The sequence below is a fragment of the Corynebacterium sp. CNCTC7651 genome, from assembly GCF_021496665.1.
Taxonomy (GTDB): domain Bacteria; phylum Actinomycetota; class Actinomycetes; order Mycobacteriales; family Mycobacteriaceae; genus Corynebacterium.
This window is the reverse complement of sequence record NZ_CP071246.1, coordinates 2,030,163-2,046,894: the sequence shown is the minus strand read 5'-3', so window position 1 is coordinate 2,046,894 and position 16,732 is coordinate 2,030,163. Positions and strand designations below refer to the sequence as shown.

The 16,732-nt window shown below is 65.2% G+C and carries 14 protein-coding genes; 12 read left to right on the top strand and 2 right to left on the bottom strand.

Features of this window, described 5'->3' with window-relative positions; translation table 11 throughout:
• Nucleotides 1-89 precede the first annotated feature (89 nt).
• From clpB to JZY91_RS09780, 11 genes are all read left to right on the top strand, one after another.
• Nucleotides 90-2,639, top strand: coding sequence for an ATP-dependent chaperone ClpB (gene clpB, locus JZY91_RS09830; protein WP_234947697.1), 2,550 nt, complete (start codon nt 90-92; stop codon nt 2,637-2,639).
• Between the two features lie 40 nt (nt 2,640-2,679).
• Complete coding sequence (locus JZY91_RS09825; RefSeq protein WP_234947696.1) at nt 2,680-3,093, top strand: DUF4265 domain-containing protein; 414 nt, start codon at nt 2,680-2,682, stop codon at nt 3,091-3,093.
• A gap of 55 nt (nt 3,094-3,148) precedes the next feature.
• A complete protein-coding gene (locus JZY91_RS09820; protein WP_234947695.1) occupies nt 3,149-4,003 on the top strand; it encodes a sulfurtransferase in 855 nt (284 codons plus the stop codon).
• 102 nt (nt 4,004-4,105) lie between these two features.
• Entirely contained in the window at nt 4,106-5,752 is a 1,647-nt protein-coding gene (locus JZY91_RS09815) for a hypothetical protein (RefSeq protein WP_234947694.1), read from the top strand.
• Nucleotides 5,745-6,284, top strand: coding sequence for an orotate phosphoribosyltransferase (pyrE, locus tag JZY91_RS09810; protein WP_234947693.1), 540 nt, complete (start codon nt 5,745-5,747; stop codon nt 6,282-6,284). The genes JZY91_RS09815 and pyrE overlap by 8 nt, the downstream gene beginning before the upstream one ends.
• On the top strand, nt 6,274-6,921 hold the full coding sequence (locus JZY91_RS09805; protein WP_234947692.1) for an RNA methyltransferase: 648 nt from the start codon (nt 6,274-6,276) through the stop codon (nt 6,919-6,921). Before pyrE ends, JZY91_RS09805 begins: the two co-directional genes overlap by 11 nt.
• 10 nt (nt 6,922-6,931) lie before the next feature.
• Entirely contained in the window at nt 6,932-8,131 is a 1,200-nt protein-coding gene (locus tag JZY91_RS09800; protein WP_234947691.1) for a glycoside hydrolase family 76 protein, read from the top strand.
• A gap of 53 nt (nt 8,132-8,184) precedes the next feature.
• Nucleotides 8,185-9,219, top strand: coding sequence for a class II fructose-bisphosphate aldolase (gene fbaA / locus JZY91_RS09795; RefSeq protein WP_234947690.1), 1,035 nt, complete (start codon nt 8,185-8,187; stop codon nt 9,217-9,219).
• 65 nt (nt 9,220-9,284) lie between these two features.
• Nucleotides 9,285-10,550, top strand: coding sequence for an FUSC family protein (locus tag JZY91_RS09790; RefSeq protein WP_234947689.1), 1,266 nt, complete (start codon nt 9,285-9,287; stop codon nt 10,548-10,550).
• Between the two features lie 163 nt (nt 10,551-10,713).
• Nucleotides 10,714-11,649, top strand: a complete 936-nt coding sequence (locus tag JZY91_RS09785; protein WP_234947688.1) for a guanine nucleotide-binding protein subunit gamma — start codon at nt 10,714-10,716, stop codon at nt 11,647-11,649.
• Nucleotides 11,650-11,687: 38 nt separating this feature from the next.
• Nucleotides 11,688-12,632, top strand: coding sequence for a DDE-type integrase/transposase/recombinase (locus JZY91_RS09780; RefSeq protein WP_234947687.1), 945 nt, complete (start codon nt 11,688-11,690; stop codon nt 12,630-12,632).
• A gap of 375 nt (nt 12,633-13,007) precedes the next feature.
• Here JZY91_RS09780 and JZY91_RS09775 read toward each other — a convergent pair whose 3' ends face one another.
• Entirely contained in the window at nt 13,008-13,952 is a 945-nt protein-coding gene (locus JZY91_RS09775; protein ID WP_234947686.1) for a DUF2382 domain-containing protein, read from the bottom strand.
• A 351-nt stretch (nt 13,953-14,303) separates the two neighbouring features.
• The gene (locus tag JZY91_RS09770; RefSeq protein ID WP_234947685.1) at nt 14,304-15,206 is read right to left on the bottom strand and encodes a hypothetical protein; all 903 of its coding nucleotides are present in this window, start codon (nt 15,204-15,206) and stop codon (nt 14,304-14,306) included.
• A 52-nt stretch (nt 15,207-15,258) separates the two neighbouring features.
• Between JZY91_RS09770 and JZY91_RS09765 the strand changes: the two genes are divergently transcribed.
• The gene (locus tag JZY91_RS09765) at nt 15,259-16,548 is read left to right on the top strand and encodes an adenylosuccinate synthase (protein ID WP_234947684.1); all 1,290 of its coding nucleotides are present in this window, start codon (nt 15,259-15,261) and stop codon (nt 16,546-16,548) included.
• Nucleotides 16,549-16,732 lie beyond the last annotated feature (184 nt).

Below are 16,732 nucleotides of genomic sequence, written 5' to 3'. Positions count from 1 at the left end.
TACAACCCTGAGTGGAACAGACTCAACTCCACGCGCGTTGTGCCCAGTGAGCAACAAAACAACAAACTCACTTAAAGGAGAACGCGTCCATGGGAAGCTTTAACCCCACAACGAAAACGCAGGAGGCTCTCCAGCAGGCGCTGCAGAAGGCGTCGGCTGCGGGCAACCCTGATATTCGCCCCGCCCACCTGCTTGAGGCAGTGCTGACGCAGGAGGGGGGCATTGCCGCGCCGGTGCTGAAGGCTACGGGCGTGGATCCGGAGACCGTGGCCAAGGAAGCGGCGGCGATTACCGCTGGCTACCCCAAGGCGGAGGGCCAGAACATGGCCAACCCGAACTTCAACCGCGACGCGCTGAACGCGATTAACGCGGCACAGGAGCTTGCGGGCGAGCTCGGCGACGAATACGTGTCCACCGAGGTGCTGCTCGCCGGTATTGCCAAGGGCACTGACGAAGCCGCGGAGCTTCTGAAGAAGCGCGGCGCGACGTATGACGTGCTCAAGGGTGCGTTTCCGTCGGTACGCGGCGCCAAGAAGGTGACCTCGCAGGACCCGGAGGACCAGTTCCAGGCGCTGGAGAAGTACTCCACGGACCTCACGGCGCGTGCGCGTGAGGGCAAGATCGACCCGGTGATCGGCCGCGACGCGGAGATCCGCCGCGTGGTCCAGGTGCTCAGCCGCCGCACCAAGAACAACCCGGTGCTGATCGGTGAGCCCGGCGTGGGTAAGACGGCCGTCGTCGAGGGCCTGGCCCGGCGCATCGTGGCCGGTGACGTGCCGGAGTCCCTGAAGGGCAAGACGCTGATCAGCCTTGACCTGGGATCCATGGTCGCCGGCGCGAAGTTCCGCGGCGAGTTCGAGGAGCGCCTGAAGGCGGTGCTGGACGAGATTAAGAGCTCGGACGGCGAGATCATCACGTTTATCGATGAGCTGCACACCATCGTCGGCGCCGGCGCGACCGGTGAAGGCGCGATGGACGCAGGCAACATGATCAAGCCGATGCTGGCGCGCGGCGAGCTGCGCCTGGTCGGCGCGACCACGTTGGATGAGTACCGCAAGTACATCGAGAAGGACGCCGCGCTGGAGCGCCGTTTCCAGCAGGTGTACGTGGGTGAGCCCACGGTGGAGGACACCATCGGCATCCTCCGCGGCCTGAAGGAGCGCTACGAGGTGCACCACGGTGTGCGCATCCAGGATTCCGCGCTGGTGGCGGCTGCAGAGCTGTCCAACCGCTACATCACCAACCGCTTCCTACCGGACAAGGCGATCGACCTGGTGGATGAGGCCGGTTCGCGCCTGCGCATGCAGATCGATTCCTCGCCGCAGGAGATCGATGAGCTGGAGCGCGTGGTGCGCCGCCTGGAGATCGAGGAGATCGCGCTGGCGAAGGAGTCGGACGCGGCGTCCCAGGAGCGTCTCAACGCACTGCGCCAGGAGCTGGCGGACCAGCGCGAGAAGCTGGGCGAGATGAAGGCGCGCTGGGAGAACGAGAAGGGCGAGGTCAACCGCGTCCAGGCCGCGAAGGAGGAACTAGAGCGGCTGCGCAACGAGTCCGAGATCGCGGAGCGCGAGGGCGATTATGCCAAGGTCTCCGAGCTGCGCTACGGCCGCATCCCGGAGCTGGAGGCGCAGGTCGCGGAAATTGAGGCGCAGGCCAGCACGAAGACGATGCTGGAGGAGGAGGTCACGCCGGACACGATCGCGGACGTGGTTTCGTCCTGGACGGGCATCCCCGCCGGCAAGATGATGCAGGGTGAGACCGAGAAGCTGCTGAACATGGAAAGCGTGCTGGGTGAGCGTGTCGTCGGCCAGCGTGAGGCTGTGGTCGCGGTGTCTGACGCCGTGCGCCGCTCGCGCGCCGGCGTCGCGGACCCGAACCGCCCGATCGGCTCCTTCCTCTTCCTCGGCCCCACGGGCGTGGGCAAGACGGAGCTTGCGAAGTCCCTGGCGGAGTTCCTGTTCGACGATGAGTCCGCGATGGTCCGCATCGACATGAGCGAATACGGGGAGAAGCACTCCGTCGCCCGCCTGGTCGGTGCCCCTCCGGGATACGTCGGCTACGACGCCGGTGGCCAGCTCACCGAGGCTGTCCGCCGCCGCCCGTACTCGCTCGTGCTTTTCGACGAAGTGGAGAAAGCCCACCCCGATGTCTTCGACGTGCTCCTGCAGGTGCTGGACGAAGGTCGCCTGACGGACGGCCAGGGCCGCACCGTGGACTTCCGCAACACGGTCATCATCCTGACGTCCAACCTGGGCGCCGGCGGCAACCGCGAGCAGATCATGGACGCGGTGAAGCACCACTTCAAGCCGGAGTTCATCAACCGTCTGGACGACGTGGTGGTGTTCGAGCCGCTGACCCAGGACCAGCTGGTGGGCATCGTGGAGATTCAGCTCCAGGGCCTTGCGGAGCGCCTCGCCGCCCGCCGCCTCACGCTGGATGTGTCCGACTCTGCCAAGCACTGGCTGGCGGACCGCGGATACGACCCGGCCTACGGCGCCCGCCCCCTGCGCCGCCTGATCCAGCAGGCCATCGGCGATAACCTGGCCAAGAAACTCCTGGCCGGCGATGTCCGTGACGGTGACACGGTGCACGTGGACGTCGCGGAAGGTGGCGAGGTGTTGGAGGTTTCGGGGCGGTAAAAGGGACCGTCGATAAGCAAGGTGCCCTAGACTGCACTCCATGCAGCCGACCACCACGATTACCACCCGAGTTGCTGTCCCCGGTGTGGAGGATGAGCAGCTCGCGGCGCACCAGCTGAGCGGGAGCCATTTTGTGGTGGCCAGCGTGCCGTTTGTGGATACGTCGCTGGCGCTCGGCGACATTGTGGAATGCGTGCGCGTGGGCGGGCAGTACCACGTGGATCGCGTGGTGGTGCGCGGCGGATCGTCCACGGTGCGAATTCTCCCCGAGACGGAGGCGCCGCACCAGATCGCGGAGACGCTGCTGGCGTTCGGGTGCCGCGTGGAGCTGGGCCCGGGCGGCATGCTGGCGGCCAGCATCGGGGCGGATTGCCCGCGGGACGGCATCATGGAGTGGCTGGACGGCCTGGAGTCTGAGGGCGTGATCCACCAGGCACCCGGATTCATGGCGTAGCCTGGGGCGACTTCTCGCGCTGTGACCGGCGCGCGAGCTGGCTAGACTGGCGCGCATGAGCGTCTTTGTCTCCGCCGAAACCCTGCACGAGCGCATCCAAAAAGGTAAGAAGCACACCATCCTCGCCGCCCTCTGGGAGTTCCAGGAGGGCAAAGCGTGGTCCAAGTTCCAGTCCGAGCACATCCCGACTGCCCTGTTTTGTGAGCCTGCCTCGCAGCTCGCCGGCATGCCCGGCCGTGTTGACGGCCGCAACCCCATGCCGCACATCGACGTCATCGATCAGGCCGTGGAGCAGTGGGGCATCGAGCCGGGCCGCCCGACCTTTGTGTATGACACCGGTAACGGCCTCTTCGCCGCCCGCGCCTGGTTCGTGCTGCGCTGGGCGGGCATCGAGGACGTGCACATTGTGGACGGCGGCTTCTCCGCCTGGGACGAGCTCGGCCTGCCCACCGTCGCCGGCCCCGGCAACGTGGTGGTCCCGCGCGAGGTTGCAACGTCCCCGGACAACCTGCCGCTTGCCGGCATTGAACAGGTGCGGGACTTCCAGGGCACGCTTATCGACGCTCGCTCGAAGCGCCGCTTCGACGGCCGCCGCGAAATCCTCGACCTGCGCGCCGGCCACATCCCGGGCGCGATCAACCTTCCGGTCTCCGACCTGTTCGAGCCGATCGGTGACCAGGGCGAAGTGAAGGTGAAGAGCGAGGAGGAGATCCGCGCGCGCTTCGCCGAGGTCGGCCTGACCCAGGACTCGCGGCCGGAGGACTTCATCGTCTACTCCGGCTCCGGCAACCACTCCGCCCTGCTTCTTGCGGCGATGGCGCACGCCGGCCTGCCGGTGATCACCCACTACGTGGGCGGTTGGTCCCAGTGGGCGGCGGACAACTCGAACCCGATCGAGGCCAACGTTTAACCCCGGCGGCCGGCCGGCGGCCGCGTGACCTGATGGCCGCGTAGCTCGCGACCCCGCGCCGTCACCGCCGATGAGCCGCTTGCGCAGTAACATCTGTGCCCGATGGCATACCTACTTATTCTCCTCGCGATACTTGCGTTCGCAGCCGGCATCTGGCTTTGGGTTACGGACGCACGCGAGCGACGCGCACCCGCACCCGAGGCGCACGGATTGACCGAGGCAACCCCGCAGCCGACCGAGCCGACCGAGCCGACCGCTTGGGTGGAAGCCCCTGAGCACGCTGAAGCGGCGGAGCAGACCGAATCCGTTTCCGTTGCCCAGGTGCGCGAACCGGTGCGTCCCTCCGAAGACGCGACCACGCCGGGCATTGAGCCAGTGCGTGTCGACGAAACTCCCCAGCCCACCGAACCCGCCGACGCATTTGAACCGGAGCAGCCAGAAGATGCGGCACCGGAGGACCTCGCACCGGGTAGCGCGTCGCCGGAGGCCGTAGCGCCTGAGGCCGCCGAGCTGGGCGTCGATGTGCAGGGCGGCGAAGCCGTCGAACCCGCCGAGGCGACTGGGTCGTCGGTGTGGAGCGCTCCGGAAGCCGCGGAACGTGCTGGGGAGGAGGGCGCATTCGAGCTCGATACGCCGCAAGCTGCGGAGTTTGCGACGAAGCAAGCGGAGGCAGCGCCGGCAGCGGCTGAAGCGGCGGAGGAACCAGCGGCTGAGCCGGCTACACCTGCGGAGGCTGCGACGGCGCAGGAAGAACCCGCGCCAGAACCGGAGGCTGCGGCGGCAGCAGCGACTGCGGCGGCGGGGGATCCGGAACCAGAACCTGCCGCCGCGCCCAGGCCCGCCAAGCAGCCGTGGCAGCACCGCCGATCCGGTCTGCAGCTGCCGGGGGCGAACCGTCGTGAGCGTCGGGCATGGGCGGAGGCGAAGGGCTTCAGCTTTGCCAAGAGCGACGACTTCTTGACCGGCGAGTGGCAGCGCGGCGCCGCATCCACGGGTGCAGCTGCCCGCGACATCGCGAGCGGCCAGATCTACGGGCATGACACGCACGTGATGGACCTGGGCAGCGCGACGGTGATCGCGATGGCGACGGGCGAGGTCACGGACATCGTGGTGGATATGCGCCGCGACACACACGCGGAACACCTCGCGGCTGCGTCCTCGGAGGACCTCATCGAGGTTGCCGCGGAGGAAGGCTTCACCATTTACGGCACAGAGCCGGGCCCGGTGCAGCGCTTTATCGACGTTCGCGTGCGCACCGCTCTGACAGAAATGCCGCCAGCGGTCGCTGCGGTGTGGTTCGAGGGCGAGTGGGTGCTGGCGCAGCTCGGCGGCAACGGCGTTTCTAGCCCGGCGGACTGGGATGCCGCGCTCGCCCCGTTGGCCCTGCTCGCGGATGCAGCTCGCACACTGCCGCCACGTGATCCCAGGCCGCTGGACCTCGGTGCTATTCAGCCGTCGGAAGTAATGTCGGCGGTGGATGACGGGGTGGTTGAAGGGAGCGTCGATAAGCAACAAGCCCCGAAAGTGCAGCGCCCGGAGGAGCCGCTGGAGCTGCCGACCCGGACCACGGGTGCGGTGCGCGGGCCGGTGGAGCTGCGCGCGGTGGGCGGTGACGAGGTCGAAGCGATTGCGGACGGCCCCGCGCGCGAGGTGCCGCGGGACCTGACCAGGGCGCGCCGGGCGCAAACGCCGCCGTCGATTTTCCAAGACGCACAGGACACAACAACGAAGGAGCACGCAGATGAGTGAGAAGAAGGCCCGCCTGGCTGAGCTGGTGAAGGAGCTGGCGGTGGTGCACGGGAAGGTGACGCTGTCGTCCGGCCGCGAGGCGGATTACTACGTTGACCTGCGTCGCGCGACGCTGCACCACGAGGCGTCCCGGCTGATCGGCGAGCTGCTGCGCGAGCTGACCGCGGACCTGGATTACGTGGCCGTGGGCGGCCTGACCCTGGGCGCGGACCCGGTGGCCACCGCGGTGATGCACGCGGACGGGCGCGACATTGACGCGTTTGTGGTGCGCAAGGAAGCGAAGAAGCACGGGATGCAGAGGCGGATTGAGGGGCCGTCGATCGTCGGCAAGCGTGTGCTTGTGGTGGAGGATACGACGACCACGGGCAACTCCCCGCTGACCGCGGTCGAGGCCTGCCGCGCGGAGGGCGCTGAGGTGGTTGCGGTGGCGACGGTGGTGGACCGCGCGACCGGCGCCGGCGAGGTCATCGCCGAGGCCGGCCTGGAGTACCGCTACCTGCTCGGCCTTAAGGACCTGGGGCTTGACGCATAGCAAAGGCCCCACCGAGTGGCAGGAAGGGCGCCACGGCGTCGGCCCCTGGGAGGGCACATGGCCGAGCGACGCGCGTTACGACGCACAATTCCTAGCCAACGGCGACACCCGCAACGTGGTGGACGCATACCGCTACTGGTCCCTGGACGCGATCGTGGCGGACTTGGACCAGCGGCGGCACGACTTCCACGTGGCGATTGAGAACTTCGAGAATGACATGAACATCGGCACCGTGGTGCGCACCGCCAACGCGTTCCTGGCACGGGAGGTGCACATTGTGGGCCGGAAGCGCTGGAACCGGCGCGGCGCGATGGTGACGGACCGCTACCAGCACATCCGCCACCACGAGACGGTGGAGGACCTGGTTGCGTGGGCGGCAGGCGAGGACCTGACCATTGTGGCGATTGACAACACGCCCGGATCCGTGCCGCTGGAGACCGCGCAGCTGCCGCGCCGCTGCGTGCTGCTCTTCGGCCAGGAGGGCCCCGGGGTGACGGCGGCGGCGCAGGACGCGGCGGTGATGACCTGCTCGATCGCCCAGTTCGGGTCCACCCGCAGCATCAACGCGGGTGTAGCAGCGGGTATTGCCATGCACGCATGGGTGCGCCAGCACGCCGATCTGACCAAGGCGTGGTAAACCGTAGGGCATGCCCGAAACCTGGTCGCACCGCGCCGACCTTGCCGCCTCCGCGATCGAGGAACGCCACGCATCGCGCCTCTGGGGGCTTCCCAAAACCAACCTGGCCACGCCGACGTGGCCGCCCGGGTACAAGGACAAGCTGTTCCTGCACTGGCGCTACTGGTGGCAAACGCAGTACCTGGACTGCCTGACGGATGCCGCGCTGCGCCGGCCCACCAAGACGCGGCGGCGGCGCGTGAACGAAACGATCCGCGGCATCCAGCGCCGCCACCGCACAAAGCTGACCAGCAACCAGCACATCGACGATAAGGCCTGGATGGCCCTGGCGTGGAACCGGGCGGTGGGTCTCGGCGGCATCAAGCGCACGCGGGCGCTGGGGGACTTGGAATTTGACGTCCTCGCAGGCATCGACCCGGTCACCGGCGTGCTGCCGTGGAAGGCGGGGGAGACGTACTACAACATCCCCTCCAACGGCCCGGCCGCGATCCTGTTCGCCCGCACGGGGCGGCTGGACAAGGCCCGCCAGATTGTGGATTGGATGTTCGACAACCTGGTCTCCGAATCGGGCTTGCTTTACGACGGTATCCGCATGCGCATGCACGGACCCGAAGTGGTGGAAAAGATTTACACCTCCAACCAAGGCACCGTGCTGGGCGCGAGCCTGGAAATCGCGCTGGCGCTGCGCGAGGACGTGGGTCTGGCCAGCGATGAGGCGATCGACTCTTTCGAGTACTCCGAGCGCGCGGACGCGTCCGTGTACTACATCACCCACATCCGCGCGATTGTGCAGGCAGTGGCACTCCACATGGCCAGCCCGCAGGGCGTGATCTTAAGCCCGGAGCACGAGACGGGCGAGGGCGACGGCGGCCTGTTCAAGGGCATCCTGGCCCGCTACCTGGCGGACGTCGCGGTGCGCCTGCCGGAGGACAGCCGCGAGAACATGGCCACGAAGAAGGTCGCCGCGCGCCTGGTGCTCGCCTCCGCGCAGTCGCTGTGGTCCCACCGCCTCGAGGTGGACGGGCTGCCGATCTTCCCGGCGGAGTGGGACGAGGATGCCCGCTTGCCGCACAACTACGGGCTGGGTCCGACGTCGATAAGCGAAGCAGTGGGCCTGGTGCGCATCGACGAGCGCGACCTGTCGGTGCAGCTTTCCGGGTGGATGCTGCTGGAGGCGGCGGCCGCGGTGGCCGCTGCGGGCCTGGCCTAAAACGGGCATACTGGGAGGCGGAAAAACCGCACGCAACAAGGAGGATATCCCTTATGCCAATTGCAACTCCTGAGGTTTACAACCAGATGCTGGATGCCGCGAAGCAGGGCGGCTACGCATTCCCGGCCATCAACTGCACGTCTTCCGAGACGATTAACGCGGCCATCAAGGGCTTCGCGGAGGCTGAGTCGGACGGCATCATCCAGTTCTCCACCGGCGGTGCGGAGTTCGGTTCCGGCCTGGCTGTGAAGAACAAGGTCGCCGGCGCCCGCGCCCTCGCCGCGTTTGCGCACGAGGTTGCCCAGCACTACGACGTGAACATTGCGCTGCACACCGACCACTGCCAGCTGGAGGTGCTGGACGAGTACGTGCGTCCGCTTATCGCCATCTCCCAGGAGCGCGTGGACCGCGGCGAGCTGCCGCTGTTCCAGTCCCACATGTGGGACGGCTCCGCTATCCCGATCGACCAGAACCTCGAGGTCGCGCAGGAGCTGCTGGAGAAGGCGCACAACGCCAACATCATCCTTGAGGTGGAGATTGGTGTCGTCGGCGGCGAGGAGGACGGCGTTGAGGCGAAGGCCGGCGCGAACCTCTACACCTCTGAGGAGGACTTCGAGAAGACCATCAACGCCCTGGGCACCGGCGAGAAGGGCCGCTACCTGCTGGCCGCTACCTTCGGCAACGTGCACGGCGTGTACAAGCCGGGCAACGTGAAGCTGCGCCCTGAGGTGCTGGACATGGGCCAGAAGGTTGCGGAGCGCAAGCTGGGCCTCGAGGCCGGCGCGAACCCGTTCGACTTCGTCTTCCACGGTGGCTCCGGCTCCGAGAAGGAGAAGATCGAGGAGGCGCTGCGTTACGGCGTGGTGAAGATGAACGTGGACACGGACACCCAGTACGCGTTCACCCGCCCGGTGGTTTCCCACATGTTTGAGAACTACAACGGCGTTCTCAAGATCGACGGCGAGGTGGGCAACAAGAAGGTGTACGACCCGCGTTCTTACATGAAGAAGGCAGAGCAGGGCATGTCCGAGCGCGTCATCGAGGCGTGCCAGGACCTGCACTCCGTGGGCAAGAGCGTGTCCAAGTAAGCGCTAAGCTCTGAAGGCACCGGGTTCCGCCCGGTGCTTTTTTGCTTTTCGACGACACTTTGCACATGCCTCAACAGAGAATGAACACCCGCGACCGCCTCCGCGCGGTCGACAAATCCCTGAACACGCGGCTCAAACGCGTGCGCAGCCGCCTGCTGCCCATTTTCCAAACCTCCATCGCCGCGGGGTTGGCGTACTTCGTATCCAAGGACGTGATCGGGCACGAACGCCCGTTCTTCGCGCCCATTGCGGTGCTGTTGATCATTGGCATCAGCAGCGGTGAGCGGATCTCGAAGGCCCTGGATATCGCCCTTGGCTGCGTGCTGGGCGTGCTGGTGGGTGATCTGTTGTTCTACAGGCTGGGCGACGGCGGCTGGCAGATCGCCGTGATTGTCGCCGGCTCGCTCTTGATCGCCTCGTTCTTCTCAAAGTCCCAGTTGTTGGTGAATCAGGTGGCGATCGGCTCGGTACTGATCGCCACCATCATGCCGCCGGGTGCCGAGGTGACCGGCATCGACCGCACCGTGGATGCGTTCGTCGGGTGCTCAATCGCCCTGGCCACGCTGGCGCTCATCCCGCAGGCCCCGATGGCCAGCGCTCGCGCCGAGATCTCCCAGATCATGAGTTTGATGAGCTCCGTGCTCGACGACGTCGCCGACGGCCTCCGAACCGGCAACCCCGACTGCATCCGCGAAGCCCTCGACCTTATCCGCGGCAGCCAATCCCGCATCGACTCCATGGCTGCCGCAATCCAATCCGGCGAGGAGACGACCAGGCTCTCCCCGTTCCTCTGGGGCACGCGCCGCTACGTGAACTCTCTCGCGCTTGTCATCCCGCCCGTGGACAACGCTGTGCGCACTACCCGCGTGCTTGCCCGCCGCGCACTCGTGCTTTGCGAGGACGACGACAGGGTCTCCACGGAGCAGATCATGCTTATCGACGAACTCTCCGAAGTCTGCCTCGAAATCTCCGAGATCTACGACGCCGACTCAAAGCGCAGCAGCCAACAAGCCGCCGCCATTCCCGTCCTTGTGAACCAGCTGCGCGGCATCGCCCAGCGCTCCGGCATGGACGTGCTTGAGTTGGAGGCTCCGCAGACCCCAGCCCCGCCGACCTCGCAGACCCCGGCCAGCGAAAACGCCGGCGCCGGCAGCGACGCGACCCCGGCGGCCTCGACCCCGGTGCTTTCCGCCTACGCCATCCTCGCGCAGACACGTTCGCTGGTTGTGGATCTACTGCAGGTGTGCGGCATGTCCCGCGAATCCGCCCTTGCCGCCCTCGCGCCAACCTCCACGACACCGAGATACCAGCCCGAGCAATTCGATCTGTAAATCTTCGGGCCTGCGGATATGCCCAAGCCCTATAACCCACACCCACGCCCCGCGCTCAAGCCCCACACCCAAGCCCCACACCCAAGCCCCTAGCCCGGAACGAGTTTGTCATCTCCCTTGCTGTCAGGCTGGTTGTGAACGAGAGACCTGAGGAGGTTTGTTCATGGCCACGTTTGATGTTCCTCGCTTGGTGCCGCAGCCGGTGTCGTTTGGTGCCTGCTCGGATTCGCAGGAGGTAGCGGTGCCGTCTAATGGTGACAGTTCACCGCGCCGGCGTCGGGTGGCGGTGCGGGCTGGGGATGTGCTCGGTATTCCGGTGACGTATTTGGATCCGGGTGAGCTACTCGATGATGCGGTGGTGGTGACACTTGCCGCAGGCTCGTTCGTGTTTGCTCCGTGTGTGAAAAAGGGGTGGGGCCTTGATTTCACCCCAGCCCAGAAGGCGCAGATGGTCGCGATCTACCGCAACTTGCCCTATGGGGCGAAAGGGAAATGGATAGCCCGCCACGGGCTCAGTAACGCCACGATGTTCAAGTGGGGGCAGCGTCTCGGGTTACCGTCTGCGGCTGAGGCCAAACTCGACGCGCTGACAGAAGACATCTCTAGCCGCCTCTCCCCGCGTGCGATGACGTACCTCGTGCGCAGTTATGCGGCACTTCCTGCCGGGGAGAAGGGTGCGTTTTTGGTGGCGCTGGGGCTGACGCATATGGAAATGTCGAAATGGATCGCCAAGGTGGCGGACGGATCAATCGAGCAATACGCGCTGAAACGGAAGGCAGATATTGTGGGCTCTGGTACGCATGACGACCCAACGCGCAGTCGTAAGCAGGTTGAGCGGATGCTCGCCGAAAACGACCGGCTGAAGCGGGAGTTGGCGAAGGCCAACCAGAAGCTTCAGCGCCAAGACGCGGAGTTGGATAAGTGGAGGCAGACCAGTGATGCGCTGGGAAAAGCTTTAGCGTCCATGCCCGATCTTCCTGGCGTGGACTACGACGCGGAGGAAAATCCTTATCCGAAGACGAAACACGCCGCTATGAAACTGGTCTCAAGGAAGAACAACGCCTCATCGACGCCCTCGTCTCCTACGGACACTCCCTAACCAAAGCCCAGCAACTGCTTCGCGTCAGCCGCAGCCGGGTGTTCTACGCCCGTAAACCCCGCCCGACGAAGCCCAATCCCACCCCGCACACCGCCCGCAACATCCCCCGTCTGAGCGAGCAGCAAGTCGACGACATTCTGGCGCTGCTCGACGCCAACCCGTATTCAAGCGTCGACGACGTGTACTACAACGCCTACAACCACGGGTTATACATCGCCAGCTTGAGCAGCTTCTACCGCACCGCCCGCCAACACCAGCGCCTGCTTAAACAGCGCTCCCACACCCGCAGACGCAACAACACCAAACGCGGACGCACAACACCCCCACACGTCATCGCCACGGCCCCGGGACAAGTGCTGTGCTGGGACATCACCTTCCTACCTGGACCATGCATCAGTCAGAACTACGCCTGCCTAACCGTGATCGACCTGTACTCGCGAGCCGTAGTAGGCACCAGCATCACCCCGCGCGAACAAACCCGCGCCGCAACCGAGCTGTTCACTCGCATCCTCAGCCAATACCCCGACGTGCACACCGTGCACTCCGACAACGGCCCCTCGATGACCAGCACCACCATCGCCGAGCTGTTTCACTCCCGCGGCATCACCCAATCCTTCAGCCGCCCCCACACCAGCAACGACAACCCCCACATGGAGTCTTTGTTTCACACCATGAAAGGAAGTCCCTACTACCCGCCAGTGTTCGCGTCCATCGACCACGCCACCAATTGGGTCAGCACCTTCACCACCAACTACAACAGCCGGCCAAACAGCGCGATCAACTACTACACCCCACAAAGCGTCCTCGACGGCACCTGGCGCACACTGCAAACCAGCCGCCACCACGCCATCCAGGATGCCCTAGAAGAAGGACGCATCCACACACCACCCAAAACCCCAACCGGACTGCCCAGAGAAGTCACCATCATCCGCACAACCACCACCACACACCCCAGCCCCCAACCACTAACCACCAACCCATAACAAAAACGGTTCACAACCACTTGACACAAAGCGACTTAGTTGACGACCTGGGGTTTTGCAGCGCCTCCGGAACGAGTTTGTCATTTCGTTCCGGGGCGACAGGGCTCGAGGCGCAGTAGCTGCGGTGACTTTGGGCAGAGGTATGCGAGTGGGTGATTCGGCGGGGCTGAGGCGGCGACGAGGCAACCGCGGGACGCGAGTCGCAGAAGCTCGCCGGCACTTCCTAGCACCCCAAACGCAGGGAAACCCAGAGGGAACCAACCCCACCCCCCAAACACAGAGAAACCCTGGTGGGAACAATTCCCAACCAGGGTTTCCGGAAGTTAACTAACGCGGTAACCCGCGTAGCCGGCGGAGGGCTACTCCGCGGAGGTACTAGCGGACGTCAGCGTCGCCCTCTGCACCCGGGACGCGGCCCTCAGCGTCGAATGCGCGGTCAGCGTCGACGTCTGCAACGGTGCGGTCAGCCTCGACAACGCCGTCGGTCTCGAAGCGCTCCTTGCGGACCTCCTCGGAGACGCGCTCGGTGTCGCGGACGGTCTCCTTCTCCAGGGAAACCTTCTCAACCGGCACGGACTCCTTGGACACGGAGACGCGGTCCTCGTGCAGGGTGACGGAAGCCTCAGCCTCGCCGATCTGGCCGTCGTAGTTAGCGCGGTCAGCGTCGGTGATCGGCTCGCGGACAACGCGAACCTCCTCGCGCTCAACCGGAACCTCAACGGTCTCGGTCTCGGAGACAACGTACTTGCGCAGGCGAACCTGGCCGGACTCAACGCGGTCCTTGGACACGTTGAGCTGCTCCTCGGAGCGAACGATGGTGTCGTTGTCAACGTTGTCGCGACGCTCGGTCTCGACGAACTCGCGGCGGTCAGCGTCAACGTCGGTGTCAACAACCTGGCGGTCAGCGTCGGTGTACTCACCAGCAGCGTAGCCAGCGCCAGCAGCTGCGCCTGCAGCAGCCGGTGCGCCGTACTCAGCGCCGGTCTGGTAGGTGGTGACGTCCTGGGTCTCGGTCAGGCCGTAGTGGCGGTAGAACGCCTCCTGGTCCTCGGTGGTGAGGTGGCCGTTCTCGTCCAGATCCGGAGCGTCCTCGATGCGCTCCTTCGGGAATGCGAGGTGCAGCTCGCCGTCACGCAGGGTGTGGCCGCGCAGCGGAACGATGGAGTCGCCGCCACCGAAGAGGCCGTGGTTCACGGAAACGAAGTCCGGCTGGCCGGTGGTGTCGTTGACGTAGACGTCCTTGACAGCACCAACCTTGTCGCCATCAACGTCGAAAGCGGTAGCGTTTGCCAGGTCCTCAATGCGGTTGTAGTCAGCCATGATTTCTCCTAAGTAGATCTTGTATGGAATGTTCCGCCCCAGCCTCTCGCCGGTGTGAACCGAGGAGCCACTGTCGGGGCGGACCCCGTTTGGGAACAAGCCCCAACGTAGCCACGTTTTGAAAAGTGCCGCCGGGACCGCGCCACCACGGCCGCTATCAACTGAAAGTTTTACCGACAACGCACCAAACTTTAGGTATATGCGCGGCAAACACGGCGTGAGCTGGGGCTTTGCACTTGCTTGACGACGCTCCTTTGAAACCGCCCGGCCCAAAGCAGTCTCTTTTTGGTTACAAATCACCAACAAAGCGCCACAAAAATCACACTGTGATCTTAATCACATGGACCGAAATCAGGCGTTTCGGACGCTCTGAATGTCGCGCAAATGGCGGTAAAAGGTTGCTCGGGTAACGGGGCGGGGCTTCAAGGAATCGTCGATAAGCAACGCAATGCTCTCCCCGCCGGTTTGCACGGCGCGCCCGGTGAGCACTCGGGAACCGTCGGTCTGAGCTGGGGAAACGCCTCTGCCTCGCGCGAGCCACCGCAAACCCGGGGTGGAAGCGAGCCACTCCAGTTGCTGTGGCGAGCGCCGGGAAAGCGAACCAGAGGTTTCAAGTGGAGTGGTTAGCGGCGCGCACGCAATTCCTGGGGCGTCCATGGTGGGTACAAGACGCGCGCCGAACTGGCCAAAGAAGCGTGCGGAGGGGGTTCGGCCGTCGCGGAACACCAGTGTCTCGGAATCCACCACAATCTCGCCGACAAACTCCTCGGTGCCGCCCGCGCGGAAGATGGAGGCGGAGCCGGCGACCACGTCTCCGGTGTCGGTGCGGATGCAGGCGGCTGGCTGGACGGGGGCTTCGAGGGCGAACGAGTGAACGTCGTCAAGCAAGGAAAGCCCCCAGCAGACGGCGGCGGGGGAGGAGGGGTCGGTGGGGATGTAGCCCACCTCGGCCCAGAGGTAGTCGGCGCGCATCATGCGGGTGAGTACGGCGGCAAGCGCGGCGTCGGTCGCGAATTGCGGCGTGCCCAGGTGCTCGTCCGGCCGCTGCGGCGCGAATTGCGGCGTGCCCAGGTGCGCGACGTCGGGCGCAGCCTGAATTTCAGCGAGCGAGGGGGTGGGATCCACCGGCAGCACCTCGCGCGCGATCTCATCCAGGAAGCGTAAATCCTTGCGCCCGGGGATGGCGGGGAGTGCATAATGCTCGGCTCCGGGGAGGGTTACGTCGCTGGCGCACGCGCAATGGATGAGACGCATGCACGTCACGCTACAATATGCACGGTTACAGGCCCTATATAAGGAGTGGAACATGTCCGCCATCGTCATCGTGGGTGCCCAGTGGGGCGACGAGGGAAAAGGTAAGGCCACCGACATCCTCGGCGGGAAGGTCGATTATGTGGTCAAGCCGAACGGCGGCAGCAACGCGGGCCACACCGTGGTGGTGGGCGGCGAGAAGTATGAGCTGAAGCTCCTGCCCGCGGGCGTCCTTTCCGAGAACGCGACCCCGATCCTGGGCAACGGCGTTGTGGTGAACCTGCAGGCGCTGTTCGAGGAGATTGACGGCCTGGAGGCCCGCGGCGCCAACGCGTCGCGCCTGCGCATCAGCTCCAACGCGCATATGGTCGCGCCGTACCACCAGACGCTGGACCGCGTGCAGGAGCGCTTCCTGGGCAAACGCGCCATTGGCACCACCGGCCGCGGCATCGGCCCGACGTACGCCGACAAGGTTGCGCGCGTGGGGCTTCGGGTGCAGGACATTTTCGACGAAAGTATCTTGCGCCAAAAGATCGAATCCGCGTTGGACGTGAAGAACCAGATGCTGGTGAAAATGTACAACCGCCGCGCCATCAGCGTGGAGGAGACCATGGATTACTTCATGGGCTACGCGGACCGCCTGAAGCCGATGGTGATTGATGCGGAGTACACGCTGAACAAGGCGCTCGACGAGGGCAAGCACGTGCTGATGGAGGGCGGCCAGGCCACCATGCTGGACGTGGACCACGGCACCTACCCGTTCGTGACCTCCTCCAACCCCACCGCCGGCGGCGCCTGCGTGGGTTCCGGCATTGGCCCCACCAAGATCACGGGCGTGCTGGGCATTGTGAAGGCGTACACCACCCGCGTGGGCGCCGGCCCGTTCCCCACGGAGCTCTTTGACAAGTGGGGCGACTACCTGCAGGAAGTTGGCGGCGAGGTGGGCGTGAACACCGGCCGCAAGCGCCGCTGCGGGTGGTACGACTCTGTAATTGCCCGCTACGCCTCCCGCGTCAACGGCTTCACCGACCTGTTCCTGACCAAGCTGGACGTATTGACCGGCATCGGCGAGATCCCGATCTGCGTGGCCTACGACGTGGACGGCCAGCGTTTCGACGAAATGCCCCTGACCCAATCCCAGTTCCACCACGCCGAGCCGATCTTTGAAACCATGCCGGCCTGGGACGAGGACATCACCGGCTGCACCACCTTCGACGAGCTGCCGAAGAAGGCGCAGGACTACGTGCTGCGACTGGAGGAGCTCTCCGGCGCGCCCATCAGCTACATCGGCGTGGGCCCGGGCCGCGACCAGACCATCGTGCGCCACGACATCTTGGAGAGGTAGGGGCGCGAGCTTTACGACGGGCCGAAGCCTGCATCCGATCTGTGGGTGCAGGCAGTTTTTTTGCTTTTCGACGAATTTATTTATCTAGCCAAAAGTAACGCCGCGCACATTCTCGTACGATTCAGCTAGTAAGTCATTGCGGGGCTGTCTCCTGGTTTCTCCCAGGGTTCAGGTGCTCGATGGC

Bases quoted from the DNA above. Each gene is read 5' to 3' on its own strand.
- JZY91_RS09825 (WP_234947696.1), top strand. From the start codon at position 2,680: ATGCAGCCGACCACCACGATTACCACCCGAGTTGCTGTCCCCGGTGTG.
- JZY91_RS09775 (WP_234947686.1), bottom strand. From the start codon at position 13,952: ATGGCTGACTACAACCGCATTGAGGACCTGGCAAACGCTACCGCTTTC.
- JZY91_RS09770 (WP_234947685.1), bottom strand. From the start codon at position 15,206: ATGCGTCTCATCCATTGCGCGTGCGCCAGCGACGTAACCCTCCCCGGA.
- JZY91_RS09765 (WP_234947684.1), top strand. From the start codon at position 15,259: ATGTCCGCCATCGTCATCGTGGGTGCCCAGTGGGGCGACGAGGGAAAA.
- fbaA (WP_234947690.1), top strand. From the start codon at position 8,185: ATGCCAATTGCAACTCCTGAGGTTTACAACCAGATGCTGGATGCCGCG.
- clpB (WP_234947697.1), top strand. From the start codon at position 90: ATGGGAAGCTTTAACCCCACAACGAAAACGCAGGAGGCTCTCCAGCAG.
- JZY91_RS09790 (WP_234947689.1), top strand. From the start codon at position 9,285: ATGCCTCAACAGAGAATGAACACCCGCGACCGCCTCCGCGCGGTCGAC.
- JZY91_RS09815 (WP_234947694.1), top strand. From the start codon at position 4,106: ATGGCATACCTACTTATTCTCCTCGCGATACTTGCGTTCGCAGCCGGC.
- JZY91_RS09820 (WP_234947695.1), top strand. From the start codon at position 3,149: ATGAGCGTCTTTGTCTCCGCCGAAACCCTGCACGAGCGCATCCAAAAA.
- JZY91_RS09785 (WP_234947688.1), top strand. From the start codon at position 10,714: ATGGCCACGTTTGATGTTCCTCGCTTGGTGCCGCAGCCGGTGTCGTTT.
- JZY91_RS09800 (WP_234947691.1), top strand. From the start codon at position 6,932: ATGCCCGAAACCTGGTCGCACCGCGCCGACCTTGCCGCCTCCGCGATC.
- pyrE (WP_234947693.1), top strand. From the start codon at position 5,745: ATGAGTGAGAAGAAGGCCCGCCTGGCTGAGCTGGTGAAGGAGCTGGCG.